Source organism: Capnocytophaga sp. oral taxon 336 str. F0502, from assembly GCF_000411575.1.
GTDB classification, from domain to species: domain Bacteria; phylum Bacteroidota; class Bacteroidia; order Flavobacteriales; family Flavobacteriaceae; genus Capnocytophaga; species Capnocytophaga ochracea.
The window spans coordinates 331,441-348,650 of sequence record NZ_KE150491.1 but is presented as its reverse complement, the minus strand read 5'-3'; the positions used below and the strand labels follow the sequence as shown (position 1 = coordinate 348,650).

Genomic DNA, 17,210 nt, shown 5'->3' with positions numbered 1-17,210 from the left:
GAATAAAAACTAATATTTAATAATATGTATATCATTATTTTAACGTATCAAAAAGACCTTTCAGAGGTTGAAAAACATTTAGAAGCACATCGCGCTTATTTAGATAAGCATTATGCTTCAGGACATTTTGTCGCTTCAGGAGCACAAGTGCCTCGTGTAGGTGGTATAATTTTGTGCAAGGCAAGTAGTAGGGGAGAGGTAGAAACTATCATTGCCCAAGACCCTTTTTATCAGCACCAAATAGCAACCTACCAGGTCATTGAGTTTACTCCTACCAAATTCTCTGAAGAGTTCGGTAAGGTACTCTCTTAAAACCACAATTAACAAGTGAAAATTATTTTTCTAACAGCCCTTACTTTCTCAATCTTAATACTCCTGCTTTATTACCTAATTCAGCAGTCTAAAAAGCCTTCGGGTTTTGTAGGTGTAATAATGATGAAACTTTTTAATCGTGTTTATATACCAATGGTACAATGGGCATTAGGATTTTATAAACCGTCAGAAGCTTCACGAAAAATATTAGATATAGGGGTAGGAAATGGCAAATCAACTGTCCTACTCACTGAATATTTTCCTCATAGTGAAGTTTGGGGAATTGAAATATCCGAAATCGCTATTAAGGAAGCAAAGAAGCTTCATACAAGGGCCATCTTTCAGTTAGAGAACATTCAGCATACCTCATTTGGTGATAAAACTTTTGATTTGATAACTGCTTTTCAAACACACTTCCATTGGCAAGACCTCAAAGAGGCTTTTTTGGAAGTCAAACGTATACTCTCAGATAAAGGTATTTTTCTCATTGCTTGTGAATATGCAAAGATTAGTTATTACCTTCCTAAGCTAAAAAGAACAGAAGATTTTAGTCAATTTTTAAACTCAGTAGGACTATCCTTAATACAAGAAGAAAGAATGCAAGGTTGGGTGTTTTACAAGTTAATAACTACTGAATATAAGTAACTTATAATAAAAATATAAACCTTTTATTTAATATATATTCTATAAAGTATCTATTTAATATGTATATAAATGTAAAAACAATCTAATAATCAGTATATTAAGCACCAATTTAAACAAAAGCAACAGGCATTTATTACACTTACTAACGCTTTCGTTTTTGTTATGATACTTATACTTTAGCTTTAAAATGTTTTAATAAAATATTAATAACCAATATTTTAATACAATAATTATATATGAGTAAAAATATAGTCTCTACTACCAGGAGGAAACGCAAGGCAAATCGCTCCAAAAAGGTAGGTTTGCCTGCCGGTAGTCTGGTGTATTTCGGTAATAAAGAGAAGCCTCTCAATATAGAAGTCTTTGCCTATAACGAGCATTCTTGTGAGGTAAAGAAAGTCTCTTCGGCTGAGGAAGCCCTTAAATTTATAATCGATAGCCGTATCACGTGGGTGAATGTAAACGGCTTAAACAATATTGAGGAAGTAAAAAAGTTAGGTGCTTATACTCATTTAGATAACCTATTTTTGGAAGACGTACTCGATACCGAACACCGACCTAAAGTAGAAATCCTCGACGACCATATTTTAGTGATAATCAAAATGCTGTACTACGGCAAAGATAAGCAACTCATTTCAGAGCACTTAGCATTATTATTAGGCAAAAATTACCTCATCACTTTTCAAGAAAGTGAAGACGAAGACGTGTTTGACCCCGTACGCAAACGTTTGCAAAACGCCGATAGCAGTCTACGCAAACGCCCCGCTGACTATTTGCTATTCGGACTCTTAGATGCTATTGTAGACAACTATTTTGTAATTTTGGATAAAGTAAGCGATAAGATTGAAACCATTGAAGATGATATTATTATTCATCCTCGTGAAGATATGATTTCCGAAATCCAGTTGCTGAGAAAGAGTGCTATCTTTTTGCAGAAATCAATTACGCCCTCGCGTGAGGTAGTAAACAAGATAGAGAAAACCCCTCATCATCTTATCGACATCGATACTAAGCATTATTTCCGTGACCTACACGACCACACGGTCCAAATTGTAGAGACTCTAAGCACCTACCGCGATATCCTTTGGGGACTTACGGATACCTATATGGGGGCAATGAGTAACAAAATGAACAACATTATGCGCTTGCTCACCCTTATTTCTACTATATTTATTCCGCTCACTTTTATTGTGGGGGTATACGGTATGAATTTCAAGTATATGCCTGAATTAGAAGTATGGTGGGCATATCCGTTAGTATGGTTGGTGATGATAGGTATTTCAGTAACAATGATTTTCTACTTCAAACGCAAAAAATGGCTTTGATTTTTGTAAAAATGCACTATCTTTGCGCGCTATGAATTTGTTAGACGAGAATGTACAACGCTTTATCAGGGAATACGAGGGGACAACTACAACATTGCTCCTCAAGAAACCTGTATTCAATGGCATTTCTAACAAAGAATTAGCACAACAGATTGAAGGCAGGCGTACAGCAGCTAAAAAACTTCCTTTTTTGCTTACTACGGAAGGTATATTGTTCCCTCCAACACTTAATTTAGAGCAAACCTCCTCAGAGGCAACCGCTCAGTACAAGGCACAAAGCTTGCACGGAGAACGTTTTTTAGATCTTACTTGTGGGTTCGGTATTGATGCTTTTTTTCTTTCAGAGAAGTTTAAAGAAGTTATGTTGATAGAACAAAATAAGGAACTTCTGAGCAAAGTAGAGCATAATTGGCAGGTTCTAGGACGCAAGGCCACATTTATAAATGGAAGCGCAGAAGCTTTTTTGAAAGCTACAACTACACATTACAACCTTATTTATCTCGATCCTGCTCGTAGAGACGCTCTCAAACAAAAGAAGTTTCTCTTAGAAGACCTCTCACCTAATATCTTAGAGTTACAGTCTGTACTATTGCAAAAAGCAGATAAAGTGCTTACCAAACTATCACCTATGATAGACATTAGTTATCTGTTGCATACGCTACCCAAGATAACACATATTCATTTGGTAGCTTTGCGCAATGAAGTAAAGGAGGTATTGGTAGTACAGTACAAGAACCTAAAAAAGAAACGCAAGTACAAATACATTGTGCGAATTTGGAGACTGAAGAGCCTATTTTGCAATTTGCAGAAGAAGTGTTGCATAGTTCTCAAGTGGTGTATAGTGCGCCTAAAAAGTACTTGTATATTCCTAATAATGCTTTGTTGAAATCAGGAGCTTTTAATTATATAACGCAGTATTTTGAGGTAGAGAAGTTGGACGTAAATACCCATCTATACACTTCCGAGCGGCTAAAAAAGCCCTTTGCCGGACGTGTTTTGCAGGTAACTCCTATCAATCCTAAAGAGTTAAAAAAAGGTAGTAAATATTGTATTCTCTCTAAAAACTATCCGTTATCGGTAGCAGAAATTAAAAAGAAATACCATATCGTGGAAGGTGGTAATGAATATCTTATCTTTACCCGTTCCGTTGAGGGGTTGGTCGTACTTTTAGGGAAGGTAATCGAGTGAGAAAGTTTTTCCTTTTGAGGTAAAAATGCTTAGTAAACGATAGTTGTACACTGGGAGTAATCAAGCGAATAGGTTTGCTATCTGTAGGATAAACTGACTTGTTATTAAAAATTCCCGATAAGGCTACAGTCCAATCATCTTTCAGATATACAAACGAAAAGCGCGTCACAGAAGTAGGATAAACCTTAATATTCAGCTGTTGCAGTATGTCCATTTGGTTACCAAAATTCAGTCCACCAATAAACGCCCCTGTAAGTAACCAGTGTTTGCCAGCTACCCACGAATAGCCATAGCCCACGTGAAAACCTATTTGGAAATTCTCAAAAGCCTCGCTACTCACATTCTCTGTGTTAGCATCAGGCTCTATGCGATGCCAATAGAAACCACTGCCAAAAAGCAAACTTCCTGCCGATTTCACTTGGAGTTCGCTTTGCTCAAAGGCAGCTCGTGCCGAGAACTTGTCTGCACGCCATACGTAAGTGCTTTCTACACCTATTTGCTGGGTAGAAAGGGTAGGGAAGAGGGTATAGTTCCCTTTACCTCTATCGATATAAAATCCTGTATAGTCTTGATAATAAGCATCTATAAGTATGCGTTTACCGTATTTATGTGCTTGTATATCAATACTGCGAGTTTTTAGATTTGTTTCATTTTTTAGTCGGAATAAGTTCTGTGCATAAAGTACGTTAAGCCCCAATATCTTTCGCAAACCTATTCCAACTCCTAAACTAAATGGATAGTTGGGTGAATAAGCCTCTTTCCCTTGCGTAAGTATGAGCATTTTGGTAGGAGTATATGCTCTGAGCCATATTTCTTGCGGATAAGGTTGAATGTAGGTAGTATCGCGCTCTTGTGCAAAGAACGAAAGGCAACCTCCCCACAAAAAAATCAATAATAAGGCTCGTAAATTCATTATAATATATAAAGACGGGTGCAAAAGTAATACATTTTTAGCAACTATGAAAATCATACTCAAATACTTTCCCTCACTTAGTGAGTTGCAACAACAACAATTTGCAGAGCTCAAACCGCTGTACGAAAAGTGGAATGCTCAAATAAACGTCATCTCTCGCAAAGATATAGACGATTTCTACGAGCGACACGCGTTGCATAGTTTGGCTATTGCTAAGCGCATTCAGTTCGTTGATGGCACAGTACTATTAGATGTCGGTACTGGTGGAGGCTTTCCTGGCATACCTTTGGCTATAATGTTTCCTAACTGTCAGTTTACATTGGTCGATTCTATCGGAAAGAAAATAAAAGTAGTACAAGAAGTAGTAAAAGCTTTAAGACTAACCAATGTAACGGCTATGCAGATAAGAGCCGAAGAACTAAAAGATACTTACGACTTTGTGGTAAGTCGTGCTGTTACTCAAATGAAGGACTTTGTGCCTTGGGTAAAAGGAAAGTTCAAGAAGACTTCTAAAAACGACCTCCCTAATGGTATTCTTTACTTAAAAGGCGGTGACCTTACTGAGGAGTTAGCACCTTTCCCTAAGGCAGAACTGACTGATATCAGTAGTTATTACGATGAACCTTTCTTCGAGACTAAGAAAATAGTGTATTTAAAGGGGTAAAATATTAGAACCAAATCATAAAAAAGGCTGTCTAAAACGACAGCCTTTTTTATGATTTAAATTTTCTTGAGTTGTTGTTGCATCATCTTTATTTGGTCGCTCATCAAGTTTTGCTTATCTAGCTTTTTAGCCTCAGTAAGGAGCTCCTGTGCTTCGCGTTTTTTCCGCTTTTGCATCATAATACCTGCCAAACTCAATTTTGCCATCGCTACGTCATAACTCATCGTAAGTCCCAATTGTAGGGCTTTACGAAAGTATTTTTCTGCTTGAGTAAGGTTCTTTTGCGAGTAGATAATACCGTACATATAGTTGTAATAGCCTTGTTGTTTGCGGAGTAAAGCTGTCTGAGGGTCTGCTATTTTGCCGAGCCATTTTTCCATTCCTGCAAAGTCTTGCTTGCGCAAACGTAAGAATGTGAGAAGTATAAATTCGTTCCGAAAATAGAGTAAAATAGGAATAAGAGAAAGCAAAATAAGCGCTATACCATTTCCTATATTCCCTTGTGTGAACTGATATACCGCCCACGCTATGATAAGCACGGCTATAACTATCTTTAAATATTTGTTCTGTAAATATTTCATTTCTGTTTTTGTTTTAAAAGTTTGCAAAGGTAGTAATTCTTCTTGAATAATGCTAATATTTAATCCTTTTTTTCAACAAAGAGACTTTCGGGGTATTCTATATGAGTGAGATATAACCCACAAGCGGGAACCGATGCTCCTGCTTTACTGCGTTTCTTACTGAGGATAATATTTTCAAAATCTGTAAGCGAAAGTTTCTGTAAGCCTACATCTATAAGTGTTCCTACAATCGCCCGTACCATATTGCGCAAGAAACGGTCGGCAGTAATAGTAAAAATGAGTTGGTTCTCCACCTTATCCCAATGCGCTTCGTATATTTTGCAATTATATGTCTTTACATCGGTATGTGTTTTAGAGAAGCACTGAAAATCAGTATAATCAAAAAGTATTTGAGCCGCTTCATTCATAAGCGCTACATTTAACGGAAGAGTAAATGCCATCGCATAATCGTAAGCAAAAGCATCTTTCTGAGTGCTAATATGGTACTGATAAGTGCGTTTCAAAGCGTCAAAACGGGCGTGGGCATTAGGCTGTACTTCATATATATGATGAACAGCTATATCTTTTGGAAGAAAAGCATTTAACTTGTGAACCAGATTAGCGGGCAACGCTTCTGTCACATCAAAGTGAGCATACATCTGCGAAGCGTGCACACCACTATCAGTACGACCTGCTCCCACAACTTCTATAGGCGTTCGCAAAAGAGTAGAAAGAGCCTTCTGTAAAACTTCTTGCACTGAAATAGCTTTGGGCTGGAATTGCCAACCGTAATAGTTTTTACCAAAGAAAGAAAGTTCTATAAAATAACGCATTTTTATCTTTATAAAAAGTAAAAGGTAACAGAGCATAACTCTGTTACCTTTTAACGAACATCTTATACTAAATTATTATTCACCCAATAGTTTTTTAACACGTTGGAAGTTAGCACTGTCGCTCAAAGCTCCATAAATGCTCTTTAGTTGTTCCAAGATATTTTTATCGTTGCCATTAGCTTTCACGTAGCTTTCTAATACTTCAGCAGCTTTTTTAAACAAAGCTTCTTTTTGGTCTCTAAGTTCATTGAATTTCTTAGTATCAGCAGCCGAATTGCCTAATGAATTCATTTGCTCAACCAAAGCATTACCTTCATTAATGTAAGTAGTCGAAAGGTTCAAAGTAGCATCAGCATATTTAGGCTTAATTTTAAGGGCTTGTTCAAAAGCTTTACGAGCCTCTATATTGTTACCTTGTTGCATATTGATAACCCCAATATTGTAGTGAAGGTCAGCATTATTAGGGTCAAGCTGTGCAGCTTCTTGCATTAGTTGTTTAAATTTTTCTTTATTGTCTAATTGCAAGTAAACATTCGCTTCTGCAAGAATGATGTTAGCATCTTTAGGATAAGCTTTTCTTGCTTCAGCAAAAGCTTTTAGCGCCTCATCAGTCTTGTTTTGCTCTACGTAAATAAAGGCAATATTTTTCACGATATCAGCACGTTTTGAAGGCGTTTTTTCATTTCTAGCTTTTTCGTGAGTACCTGCTTTTACCATCAAATCACGCTGGTTTTTATCAGGGAAAGTTTCCTCTTTTTTAGTTTGCTTATTAGTAGCCAAATAAAGTGTTTCAGCACCGTCATAACCTAAGTCTTTCAACTCTTTATAAAGTTTCACAGCGTTGTCATAATCTTTATTTTCAACCGATACTACTGCCGCATTGTACAAAAATACAGTATCACGCGGACTGAGACGGTATACTTGTTCAAAAGCAACCGAAGCATTCTTGTAGTTTTTACGCTCGTAATTGTCTTGTGCTTGCTTAGCTGCAATATTAATAGCCTCATCAGCCAAAGTTTGCAACTGGTTTGTGTATTTGCCTTTACCTCCTTCTAATTGTCTTACTTTGGCAAAAGCTGAAGAAGCCGCTTGCAACGAAGGCAATACATTTTCATTTTTCTTAGCAGCCTCCACATTCACTTGTGCTTCCAAGAAATAGAACTGAGGTGCAAATTCAGTACCCTCAATAGAACCTTTAATGGAACTTAATCCGCTTTTGGCAGTTGTTAAATCTCCTTTACGGATTTGTTTTTCAATCTCTTTGAGTTCTTTTTTTTGTCCGAACGCCACTGCCGAAATCAGTAAGGCAGCAGCCATTAATAATGGTTTTCTCATATTGTTTTGCAATTTTAACGCAGTTTTTTGTTTTATATACTAATTTGAAGTCGCAAATGTAGCACTTTATTTTTAAAGCACCAAATATTATCAACTTTTTATTTAGCAACAAAACTTGTGCCAACCGCATACTTCTGACAATTAGTCCGTTGAAGTTCCTCGAAAGTTATATCTCTCTATTTTCAATTCTCATAAACGTTCCTCAAAAGTTACTCACACTAAAAATTGCATTTTTTTCGCCAAAATCACGTTTTTATGATTTTTTTCTCAATAACGTAAATACCTCTTTCTACTAATTGAGATTCAACTTAGTAACCTCCTTCCTTCGTCTTTCCTTCGTCTTAGGTTCGTCTTACCTTCGCTCTTCCTTCGGTTAAGATACATCTAAAAGGTAAGATAGGTATATTTTATATCTAACTGATATACAAACAATTATTATTTTTAATTCGCTAAAAGATGAAAAAGAATTTTGTTGTCTTATTTTAAAAAAATATGCTCTATTTTAGAAATTTTAGCATTTTTTTCTCAGCTTCTCCAAAGTCATATAGTGCTTACATTAATCAACCTTCATTCTCTTTTGATTTTAAAATCAATTTTGTTTAATTTCTGGCACGTAGTCTCACTGTAAAAAGAATACTTTTCACCTATAATATTAATGTGAGTCCTATATATTTACAATACTAATTACTAGTCTCCTTTGCGGTATACACTTTGCTAAAGTTTAAACTTTGGCAAAGTTGAAGTCTTAAAATAATCATTTCACAAGGCATATCCTTAATTCTCTTTTAATTTTGAAACCAATTTGTTCAATTTCTGGCACGTAGTCTCACTGTAAAAAGAATACTTTTCACCTATTATATTATTGTTTTTCATTAACAATAAAATTTATAAAGTATTACTATTGTATTTCCGATTATTATTCGTATCTTTGCCCTCAAATAAAATCTTATGAAGAAATTAACTTTAATCGCATTCCTTTTAATTGTCTTTTCTTGTAAGACAAACCCTTTTACAGGAAAGAGTACCCTTAACTTTATGCCTAATAGTCAGGTATTTCCGATGGCTTTTAGTGAGTATTCCACCTTTTTAAAATCTAATAAGGTAGTGAAAAATACAAACGATGCCGCTATGGTGAAACGCGTAGGCGAACGCATAGCTAAAGCTGCCAAACTATGGCTCGATACCAATGGTTATAAAGGCTATTTAGATGATTATCGTTGGGAATATAACTTGGTAGATAGTCCCGAGGTGAACGCTTGGTGTATGCCAGGGGGGAAGATTGTGGTTTATACGGGAATTTTACCTATTACACAATCCGAAACAGGTTTGGCAGTGGTAATGGGGCACGAGGTGGCTCACGCTTTAGCCGACCACGGAGCACAACGTATGAGTGCTGCTACCTTACAACAAATAGGTGCTATTGCAGGTTCAGTAGCCTTGCAAACTAGCAAATACGCTGCTTATACCGACCAGTTTATGCTCGCTTACGGCTTAGGGTCTAATTTAGGAGTAATGTTACCCTTTAGTCGTTCCAACGAAACAGAAGCCGATGCCATAGGTATCCAGATTATGGCAATTGCTGGTTATGACCCCGCTGAAGCTCCTGAATTGTGGAAACGTATGAGTGCCAAGAATAATGGTAAATCTACACCTACTATTTTAAGCACCCACCCTTCTGATGCCTCTCGTATCAAAAACCTCACTGCCTTAGTACCCAAAGCACGTGCTGAAGCTGCTAAGTTTGGAGTCACCCATTTTCAATAACTAAAAGATATGATAAGCATCGCTACGATTCCCCCTTATTTTAGTATTATTCACACCAATATAGGTAACAAATAAAACATTATAAAGATATGCAACAAGTTTACGATAAAATTAATGAAACGGCTCGCATCATACAGTCGTACATCACAGAGCACACTCCTGAATTTGCTATTATTTTAGGTTCTGGACTCAATAAGTTAGAAGATGAAGTAGAAGTAATTTCTGAGATTAAATACAACAATATCCCTAACTTCCCTAAATCTACTGTAGAAGGGCACAAAGGTAAACTGATTTACGGTAAAATAGAAAACCGCTATGTGCTAATGATGGCAGGGCGTGTGCATTATTACGAAGGATATACAATGCAAGAAGTAACCTTCCCAATACGCGTTTTTGCGCAATTAGGTATTAAACGTCTGATTGTTTCTAACGCTTCAGGAGGAGTGAACCCTAACTTTTCAATAGGTGATGTAATGGTTATTCGCGACCATATCAATTTATTTCCTGAGCACCCTCTACGCGGTAAGAACTTAGACCTATTTGGTGCGCGCTTCCCTGATATGAGCAAGCCTTATAGCCAAGCGATGATAACCGAGCTCGAAAAGATAGCTAAGAAATATAAAATCAAGCTGCAAAAAGGAGTATATGTAGGTTTGCAAGGTCCTTCTTTTGAAACCCCAGCCGAATATGGTATGGTGCGTATTTTAGGAGGTGATGCAGTAGGTATGAGTACCGTGCCCGAAGTAATTGTAGCACGTCATCAGAATATGGAAGTGTGTGCTCTTTCAGTCATCACCGACTTAGGTGGTCCTGACATCTCCCCCGACGTATCACACGAAGAAGTACTCAACGCCGCTAATATCGCAATGCCAAACGTGATATTATTGGTGAAGAATTTGATTAAAAGCTATCAATAGTTTTTAGTTGTGGTATAAACTTTGCCAAAGTTTCAATAGCTTGTTGCGCTACAACCTTTGGCAAAGTTAAATTACCAAATTATTCACTTTTCACTCCTTACTCTTCACTTTTTGCTTTTATAAGCTTTAGCACCTTCTCAGGACAACGCACCGGTCTGAAAGTCCTCGCATCTACAAACACCAATACCGTATTAGCCGTAGAGAGTAATTCTCCTTTTTCATTGAGAATTTCATAGTCAAACTCTATTTTTGTAGAGGGTAATTCTTTTAACTTGGTACGAATGGTGATGAGCTCGTCATACAAAGCAGGCTTTTTATACTGAATTTGTAGAGATACCACAGGCATCATTATTCCTTCTTCTTCCATCGCCTTATAGGTAAAGCCAATAGACCTTAGCCACTCCACTCTTCCCAGTTCAAGATACTGAGGATAATTTCCGTAGTACACTACCCCCATTTGGTCAGTTTCTGCATAGCGCGTACGCAGTACATAATCAAAATATAATTCTTTCATATTTAGATAGATATAAATATTAACAAAACATTAACAGTGCTCCCATATAAAATAAAAGTACAAAAACAAATGTTAAATATTTTTTTTATTCAAAAATTATTCACAACTTTGCTCACTGAAAAAACAACAGTTTTATCACCGGCAAAATTAGTAAAAAAATCTAATAATCAAATTTTTAGCTAAAAAGTAGCACTAAAAAAGATGAAAGAAGCAGCTGAAAAAGTCTGGAGTAGGTGTCTTGAATTCATAAAAGACAATATCACTGAGCAACCATTTAACACTTGGTTCGCTCCTATCGTACCTGTAGAATTAGAGGGCAACACCCTAAAAATCAAAGTGCCCAGTAAATTCTTTTGCGAGTGGTTAGAAGAAAATTATATTTCTCTTCTCAAATCAGCTATGACTTTTACCTTAGGTGTAAACTCTCGCCTCGTATATATTGTCGATACTCCTCTTACTAAAGAACAACTTCCTAGTACTAATCGGCCGGAATTAGCAAAACAGACTTTGACTTTAGCTACTGAAACCAAAGACCCTGGACTTAAAAATCCTTTCGTAATACCAGGTATTCGCGAAATAACTGTTGATCCTCAGCTGAACTTACATCAGAACTTCGACAACTTTGTGGAGGGGGCTTCCAATCGTTTAGCGCGCTCTGCAGGTATGGCAGTTGCCAACAAACCTGGGGGTACGGCTTTCAATCCGCTGTTTATCTTCGGAGGAGTAGGCTTAGGTAAGACCCACTTGGCACACGCAATAGGGGTAGATATCAAAGAAAAATACCCTAAAAAGAAAGTGCTATACGTCTCTGCCGAAAAGTTCACTCAACAGTTTATCAGTGCTTCCACAGCCAAAGATAAAGATAAGAATACACTTAACGACTTTATACACTTCTATCAGCTCATCGATGTGCTGATAGTCGATGATATTCAGTTCTTATCAGGGAAGGTAAAAACCCAAGATGCTTTCTTTCACATCTTCAATCACCTGCACCAAAATGGAAAACAGGTAATCCTCACTTCCGATAAAGCACCAGTCGATTTGTTCGATATCGAACAGCGCTTGCTCTCTCGCTTTAAATGGGGGCTTTCAGCCGAACTCCAAACGCCCGATTATGAAACGCGCTATAAGATATTAGAAAATAAATTCTATAATGATGGTGCTGAAATAGGCGACGATATCATCGCTTATTTAGCTGAAAATATTCGTACCAATGTACGCGAACTCGAAGGAGTGAGTAATTCGCTGATTGCACAAGCAGCTTTCAACCGCAAAGAGTACTCTATAGAACTCGCACAAAGCATCATTGATAAATCGGTGAAAAATAATCGAAACGATTTGACGATTGACCATATTCAGCAAATCATCGCCGATTACTTTGGCTTAGATATAGAATCCTTGCATTCAAAAACTAGAAAGCGTAATGTGGTTCAAGCACGACAGTTGGCGATGTTTTTCTCGAAGAAATACACCAAAAATTCGCTTTCTACTATTGGAAGCCAAATAGGACAACGCGACCACGCTACGGTGCTACACGCTTGTAAAACGGTGGAAAATCTAATAGAAACCGACCGTGCATTCAAGAAATATGTAAGTGATTTGGAAACTAAATTCTCTGACTGATGGAATCCTTATCTCAACTATTACCACAAGAAGAACGATTAGCGGTAAGCAATGAACAAAAATCTTTGAAAATAGGGCTTCCCAAAGAGCACACCTTTCAGGAGCATCGCATTTGCTTAACTCCCGATGAAGTAGCGGTATTAGTAGCTAACGGACATCAAATACTAATAGAGGCTGGGGCAGGGGAGGAGGCTCATTTTTCCGATACTGACTATAGTGAGGCAGGTGCCGAAATAGTATACGATACCCAAGAAATATTCGCGTGTCCTATTGTGTTAAAAGTTCAACCTCCCACTACTGATGAACTCGCTTACTTTAATGCTCAATCTGTATTGTTGTCGGCTTTACAACTTAACACACAAGATAAAACTTACTTCGAGACGCTTGCACAAAAGCAAATCACTGCCTTAGCTTTTGAATATATAAAGGACGAAGCAGAAAATCACCCTATACAGCAGTCGGTTGATGAGCTCACAGGTATCGCAGCTGTACTCACCGCCTCTGAACTGCTTGCAGAAGAAAACCGACTCTTGCTCGGCAATATTACCGGAATACCGCCTACTGAGGTAGTACTTTTGGGTACAAATGAACTCACCAAAGCCGCTGCCAAAACTGCCTTAGGATTGGGCGCTAATGTAAAGATATTTGCTCCTTCTCTCACCGATTTGAGAAAACTGCGTACACATTTGCCCTCCTCAGTATATACCGCTACTTTGCAACCTCAGTTGCTCGGAGAAGCCTTAACACATTGCCACGTGCTTATAGGAGCTATGAGTGGAGAATGTCGCTCGCCCATAGTAGTGACCGAAGAGATGGTACAACAGATGAAGCGTGGTGCTGTGATAGTAGATGCTAGTATTGGGATAGGAGGCTGTGTAGAAACCAGTCAGCTTACCACTTTAGAACAACTTACCTTTACAAAATACGAAGTAGTACATTGTGGAGTGCCTAATTTACCTTCCCGTTATGCTCATACAGCTTCAACTTTGCTCAGCAATATCCTATTACCTTACTTACTAAAAATAGGAGAGGAGGGAGGTGTAGAAAACCTTTTACAAATAGACAAAGGTTTTAGAAACGGACTCTATTCTTATCACGGAATCATTACTCATCACAACATCTCCGAGTGGTTCGGATTTTCTTACAAACCTTTACATTTATTGTTTTTATAGACACAGAATAAGTTTTCTTAATACTTTGATAATAAAATGTCCGAGAAGTTATAGAGTTAACTTCTCGGACATTTTGCTATTATTTCTAATTTCCTTTTTCTATTTTCTAATTTGTATTTTCTGTTTTGTCAAGACCTTCTAACACTGAATCAAAGAACAACAACATTTCGTGAGCGTGGTATTTGCCGTATTTGTTGAAAGTTGCTTGTGTTTTAGTATCGGGTTTCCAATCGAAGAAAGCGTGATTGGCACCTCCTACTTGTATATACTCCACCCTCTGACCGGCTTTGGAAAGGGCATGTTCGTAAGCTTTAACCTCTTCATCTTTTATAAGTTCATCTTCTGAACCTCTAAACAACAATTGGGGTACTGCTCTTTTAGAAGCCTCTGGAATACTGTTGATAGGTGCAATTTCGTTTAAATAAGGATAGTCTTTAAAGCGATGGGTAAGCATTTCAGGACGAAATACTCCATAGCTGGGTGCAGCAGCTTTGATAGCTTTAGCCAACTCATTACGCACTTGTGCCACAGTTTTCCCTTTAGGCATATAGGTAGGCATAAATTCGTAAACACCTTGCGTTTTACCAAAACCTCTATCGCCTATGCGTTCTACAAAATTTGCTGCTGAAGCCGATAAATGTCCTCCCGCACTATCGCCCGTAAGAAGTAATTTACTGCTATCGCCTCCGTATTTAGCAGCGTTTTCAGCAATGTGTAACAAAGCCCCATACACATCTTCTATAATTTGATGCAATTGAGTAGGAGTACTATCTCCGTCAAGTTTGTCTATCCAGCGATAATCAATGTTGAAAACCACATATCTGCCACTGTTTGCTAGTTCGCGTGCCAAACCTCTCATCACCGATTCAGTATTGGAGCTCCAGCCTCCTCCGTGAATAATTACGATACAAGGTAGGTTTTGCTTACCTTTAGGACTATATACATCGTATTTCAGCGGTTTTACTCCCGGTTTAGCATAAACAATATCTTGCACTACTTTCAGATTAGCTTCCGCTTTTTTAGGTATAAAACAAGCTCCTACATTCATATCTTTGTTTACTTTCACTTTGAACTCAGGTGTAGATTGTTCATAAAACATAGCTCCCCACTGTTCTGGTAAAGAGTAATAGCCACTATCAAAAATATAGCCAGTGGCAGGAGTTGCTTTGAGTGTAAGAACCGTGCCTGCTTTTACCATTCCGTCCTTAGGTAAAGTAGGACTAATAGTATACGAACCATTACGTGCCTCATCAGGCGTTACTTTGAATTTGTTTTGTGCTTGTAGCCCTACAACAAATAAGGTTATAGCACTGAATAGTATGCATTTTTTCATATATAGATAAATTAGTAATTTTACTTTTTATGACTTTTGTACTTAGCGTTGCGAGCATCTTTGATTACACCTTTCCAATTGTCAGATATTTAGGTAAACAACAAAGTTAAAGCTTGTACTTTATCTGAGATAATCTTTAATAAGGCTTGTTCGAAAGTACCAAAGTTGTACAAAAAACCATCGACCTTGTATTAATGACTAAAATAATATTCTAATACTTTTAACTTAAAAATATATTGATATTTAGCTTTAACAAAATCGTTTTGAGCATTCTCATACTGATACTTAGCTTGACTAAAATCAAAAGTATTCATTAAACCTACATTATGACGCTCTTGCGCATAACTAAACGCCTGTTGTTTTGCTTGTACCGTCTTTTCACTCGCTTCATATAGCTTTTTAGCATTCGAAGCATCATTATAGGCTTGATAAATGTTCTTCTCAGAAGTAAGTTCTGCTTGTTCTTTAGCAAATTGACTTTTTAGAAAATTTAATCGCTGACGTTTTACAGTTCCTAAAGTTGAAAATCCGTTAAAAATAGGAATATTAAGCGATAACCCTGCATACATACCTTTATTCGCATCAAGCTGTTGCCAAAAATCTTGCGCTTGCTTCTTACTCCATTGTGAACTATAACCCCATTGAGCAGAAAGACGTGGTGAATAAGCCGATTGTGATAAACGCAAATTATTTTGAGCTACTTGCATATTTGCTTCGGCTAATTTTACATCGCTCATTACCTCTTTGGCACGCTCATAAATCTCTTCAGGAGTTTTATTGAGAATATCAGCAGAAGGTTGCTCAAAAGCACTATCTGCAATATCAAAATCTCGATAGTTTTTTAACAAAAGTAATTGTGCCAAACCCATTTTGGCAATAAAGAGAGCGTTTTCGGTAGCTATTATTTGCTGTTCTTGTGTGAGCAGTTGTGCTTCGGCTTCATAAATATCTCCTTTGGGTAAAGAACCTGTACCAATAAGTTCACGGGTACGCGTTAAACTTTCCTTTGAAATTTCTAACTGTGCTTTCAAATTCTTGATTTGTTCTTTATTGCTCAACACTTCAGCATAGGCATTGATAATCATCAGTACTATATCGTCTTTCATTTTATCTAACTGATATTGAGAAGCTATACGATTAAGTTCCGCCTGATGTAACTTGCGCCAATTTTGTAGTCCTGCAAAAAGAGTAAGGTCTACGCTTACTTTTCCTGATGCCGATTGAAAGAAAGCATTTTCAAACTGATTGGTTACAGGATTGATATTTTTTCCCTCATTTAAGTTATAAGATGCATTGCCATTCACCGAGGGCAAGAAACCTGCTTTGGCTTGCATTTTATCAATATCTGTGGCTTTTAAATCTATTTCCGATTGTTTAATAGATAGGTTATTTTCTTTGGCATACTGAATACAGTCGCTTAATGTCCACAGTTTTTGTGCTACTACTGAAAAAGGCAGTAAACAAAGTAAAAAAAATAACTTTTTCATCATTTTGTTCTATTCAATAAGTTGATTTTATGTATAGTTTCCGAATTATTATATATACAAAGTAATTCGTTCTTAACTATTTATCATTAACAAAAAATACCTTGTTGGGACACACTGCCTAACAAGGTATTTCTTTTTACCGTTTGTCCTCAATTCCAAATTCTTTCCATTGTGTTTGGGGAATATCAATTTTTATGAGTTTTTTAATGAAAGATACTTTACTTTCTATTTCGGTAATAGTTTTACTAAGCTCTTGAGTCTTAGTTTTGAGATCGGCTTTGAGCTTTTCTTGTTCGCTGTTGAGCGTTTCCATCTTCTTGCGGAGTTCTTCAAGCTTGGTAATGTCTTCGGCTTTCACGCCCAAAGGCAACTTGTCATTACGACCTTTTAATCCGTCAATCATCACTTGTGATTCGACTAAATTGGTTGAATAAGTTTTCTTTGCCATAAGATTGTCAATTAAATTTTATGAAATAATTACTTGTTTTATTTGTTTCCTAGATAGAAAATCGTTTTACTAAGATAGTTTTTTCAGTTCCCAACATAGTAAATCATTTTCCCGAGATAGTTTTTTTGGTTTTCTATATGAAAAATCGTTTTATTGAGATATATTTTTTAATTCTCT

Annotated in this window: 16 protein-coding genes and 1 pseudogene; 9 read left to right on the top strand and 8 right to left on the bottom strand. The window is 37.0% G+C overall.

What is annotated here, in order from left to right; all coding sequences use genetic code 11:
• Window positions 1-24: 24 nt before the first annotated feature.
• From HMPREF1528_RS09510 to HMPREF1528_RS09495, 4 genes and pseudogenes are all read left to right on the top strand, one after another.
• The gene (locus tag HMPREF1528_RS09510; protein WP_016479577.1) at window positions 25-312 is read left to right on the top strand and encodes a YciI family protein; all 288 of its coding nucleotides are present in this window, start codon (window positions 25-27) and stop codon (window positions 310-312) included.
• Window positions 313-327: 15 nt separating this feature from the next.
• The gene (locus tag HMPREF1528_RS09505; protein WP_016479576.1) at window positions 328-957 is read left to right on the top strand and encodes a class I SAM-dependent methyltransferase; all 630 of its coding nucleotides are present in this window, start codon (window positions 328-330) and stop codon (window positions 955-957) included.
• A 236-nt stretch (window positions 958-1,193) separates the two neighbouring features.
• Entirely contained in the window at window positions 1,194-2,282 is a 1,089-nt protein-coding gene (gene corA / locus HMPREF1528_RS09500) for a magnesium/cobalt transporter CorA (RefSeq protein WP_016479575.1), read from the top strand.
• 31 nt (window positions 2,283-2,313) lie between these two features.
• Window positions 2,314-3,470, top strand: a pseudogene (locus tag HMPREF1528_RS09495) (class I SAM-dependent methyltransferase).
• Here HMPREF1528_RS09495 and HMPREF1528_RS09490 read toward each other — a convergent pair.
• On the bottom strand, window positions 3,418-4,383 hold the full coding sequence (locus tag HMPREF1528_RS09490) for a DUF4421 family protein (protein ID WP_016479573.1): 966 nt from the start codon (window positions 4,381-4,383) through the stop codon (window positions 3,418-3,420). The pseudogene HMPREF1528_RS09495 and the gene HMPREF1528_RS09490 sit on opposite strands and share 53 nt — an antisense overlap.
• A 46-nt stretch (window positions 4,384-4,429) precedes the next feature.
• Between HMPREF1528_RS09490 and rsmG the strand changes: the two genes are divergently transcribed.
• On the top strand, window positions 4,430-5,047 hold the full coding sequence (gene rsmG, locus HMPREF1528_RS09485) for a 16S rRNA (guanine(527)-N(7))-methyltransferase RsmG (RefSeq protein WP_016479572.1): 618 nt from the start codon (window positions 4,430-4,432) through the stop codon (window positions 5,045-5,047).
• Window positions 5,048-5,103: 56 nt separating this feature from the next.
• Here rsmG and HMPREF1528_RS09480 read toward each other — a convergent pair whose 3' ends face one another.
• From HMPREF1528_RS09480 to HMPREF1528_RS09470, 3 genes are read right to left on the bottom strand one after another with little or no spacing between them, the layout of a single operon-like run.
• Entirely contained in the window at window positions 5,104-5,628 is a 525-nt protein-coding gene (locus tag HMPREF1528_RS09480) for a membrane protein (protein WP_009421613.1), read from the bottom strand.
• Between the two features lie 59 nt (window positions 5,629-5,687).
• Window positions 5,688-6,476, bottom strand: a complete 789-nt coding sequence (truA, locus tag HMPREF1528_RS09475; protein WP_016479571.1) for a tRNA pseudouridine(38-40) synthase TruA — start codon at window positions 6,474-6,476, stop codon at window positions 5,688-5,690.
• A 39-nt stretch (window positions 6,477-6,515) separates the two neighbouring features.
• Complete coding sequence (locus HMPREF1528_RS09470; protein WP_016479570.1) at window positions 6,516-7,775, bottom strand: tetratricopeptide repeat protein; 1,260 nt, start codon at window positions 7,773-7,775, stop codon at window positions 6,516-6,518.
• 948 nt (window positions 7,776-8,723) lie between these two features.
• Here HMPREF1528_RS09470 and HMPREF1528_RS09465 point away from each other — a divergent pair.
• A complete protein-coding gene (locus HMPREF1528_RS09465; RefSeq protein ID WP_015782949.1) occupies window positions 8,724-9,539 on the top strand; it encodes a M48 family metallopeptidase in 816 nt (271 codons plus the stop codon).
• An 89-nt stretch (window positions 9,540-9,628) separates the two neighbouring features.
• Window positions 9,629-10,456: a purine-nucleoside phosphorylase gene (locus HMPREF1528_RS09460; RefSeq protein ID WP_016479568.1), complete on the top strand. Its 828-nt coding sequence runs from the start codon at window positions 9,629-9,631 to the stop codon at window positions 10,454-10,456.
• Between the two features lie 97 nt (window positions 10,457-10,553).
• Here the strand turns inward: HMPREF1528_RS09460 and HMPREF1528_RS09455 are convergent, their stop codons facing one another.
• On the bottom strand, window positions 10,554-10,970 hold the full coding sequence (locus HMPREF1528_RS09455) for an acyl-CoA thioesterase (protein WP_009417733.1): 417 nt from the start codon (window positions 10,968-10,970) through the stop codon (window positions 10,554-10,556).
• Between the two features lie 201 nt (window positions 10,971-11,171).
• Here HMPREF1528_RS09455 and dnaA point away from each other — a divergent pair, with 201 nt between their 5' ends.
• The gene (gene dnaA, locus HMPREF1528_RS09450) at window positions 11,172-12,593 is read left to right on the top strand and encodes a chromosomal replication initiator protein DnaA (RefSeq protein ID WP_016479567.1); all 1,422 of its coding nucleotides are present in this window, start codon (window positions 11,172-11,174) and stop codon (window positions 12,591-12,593) included.
• Window positions 12,593-13,765 carry an alanine dehydrogenase gene (locus HMPREF1528_RS09445; RefSeq protein ID WP_016479566.1) on the top strand — a complete coding sequence of 391 codons (1,173 nt, stop codon included), beginning with the start codon at window positions 12,593-12,595 and terminating at the stop codon, window positions 13,763-13,765. Before dnaA ends, HMPREF1528_RS09445 begins: the two co-directional genes overlap by 1 nt.
• 106 nt (window positions 13,766-13,871) lie before the next feature.
• Here HMPREF1528_RS09445 and HMPREF1528_RS09440 read toward each other — a convergent pair whose 3' ends face one another.
• The 3 genes from HMPREF1528_RS09440 to HMPREF1528_RS09430 form a co-directional block, all read right to left on the bottom strand.
• Window positions 13,872-15,098: an alpha/beta hydrolase gene (locus HMPREF1528_RS09440; RefSeq protein ID WP_016479565.1), complete on the bottom strand. Its 1,227-nt coding sequence runs from the start codon at window positions 15,096-15,098 to the stop codon at window positions 13,872-13,874.
• 191 nt (window positions 15,099-15,289) lie between these two features.
• Window positions 15,290-16,588 carry a TolC family protein gene (locus HMPREF1528_RS09435; protein ID WP_016479564.1) on the bottom strand — a complete coding sequence of 433 codons (1,299 nt, stop codon included), beginning with the start codon at window positions 16,586-16,588 and terminating at the stop codon, window positions 15,290-15,292.
• A 133-nt stretch (window positions 16,589-16,721) separates the two neighbouring features.
• Entirely contained in the window at window positions 16,722-17,033 is a 312-nt protein-coding gene (locus HMPREF1528_RS09430) for a hypothetical protein (protein WP_002672015.1), read from the bottom strand.
• Window positions 17,034-17,210: the final 177 nt, after the last annotated feature.

What these genes read in the sequence shown, in the direction of transcription:
- HMPREF1528_RS09510 (WP_016479577.1), top strand. Translation starts at nt 25, where the DNA reads ATGTATATCATTATTTTAACGTATCAAAAAGACCTTTCAGAGGTTGAA.
- corA (WP_016479575.1), top strand. Translation starts at nt 1,194, where the DNA reads ATGAGTAAAAATATAGTCTCTACTACCAGGAGGAAACGCAAGGCAAAT.
- HMPREF1528_RS09490 (WP_016479573.1), bottom strand. Translation starts at nt 4,383, where the DNA reads ATGAATTTACGAGCCTTATTATTGATTTTTTTGTGGGGAGGTTGCCTT.
- rsmG (WP_016479572.1), top strand. Translation starts at nt 4,430, where the DNA reads ATGAAAATCATACTCAAATACTTTCCCTCACTTAGTGAGTTGCAACAA.
- HMPREF1528_RS09480 (WP_009421613.1), bottom strand. Translation starts at nt 5,628, where the DNA reads ATGAAATATTTACAGAACAAATATTTAAAGATAGTTATAGCCGTGCTT.
- truA (WP_016479571.1), bottom strand. Translation starts at nt 6,476, where the DNA reads ATGCTCTGTTACCTTTTACTTTTTATAAAGATAAAAATGCGTTATTTT.
- HMPREF1528_RS09470 (WP_016479570.1), bottom strand. Translation starts at nt 7,775, where the DNA reads ATGAGAAAACCATTATTAATGGCTGCTGCCTTACTGATTTCGGCAGTG.
- HMPREF1528_RS09465 (WP_015782949.1), top strand. Translation starts at nt 8,724, where the DNA reads ATGAAGAAATTAACTTTAATCGCATTCCTTTTAATTGTCTTTTCTTGT.
- HMPREF1528_RS09460 (WP_016479568.1), top strand. Translation starts at nt 9,629, where the DNA reads ATGCAACAAGTTTACGATAAAATTAATGAAACGGCTCGCATCATACAG.
- HMPREF1528_RS09455 (WP_009417733.1), bottom strand. Translation starts at nt 10,970, where the DNA reads ATGAAAGAATTATATTTTGATTATGTACTGCGTACGCGCTATGCAGAA.
- dnaA (WP_016479567.1), top strand. Translation starts at nt 11,172, where the DNA reads ATGAAAGAAGCAGCTGAAAAAGTCTGGAGTAGGTGTCTTGAATTCATA.
- HMPREF1528_RS09445 (WP_016479566.1), top strand. Translation starts at nt 12,593, where the DNA reads ATGGAATCCTTATCTCAACTATTACCACAAGAAGAACGATTAGCGGTA.
- HMPREF1528_RS09440 (WP_016479565.1), bottom strand. Translation starts at nt 15,098, where the DNA reads ATGAAAAAATGCATACTATTCAGTGCTATAACCTTATTTGTTGTAGGG.
- HMPREF1528_RS09435 (WP_016479564.1), bottom strand. Translation starts at nt 16,588, where the DNA reads ATGATGAAAAAGTTATTTTTTTTACTTTGTTTACTGCCTTTTTCAGTA.
- HMPREF1528_RS09430 (WP_002672015.1), bottom strand. Translation starts at nt 17,033, where the DNA reads ATGGCAAAGAAAACTTATTCAACCAATTTAGTCGAATCACAAGTGATG.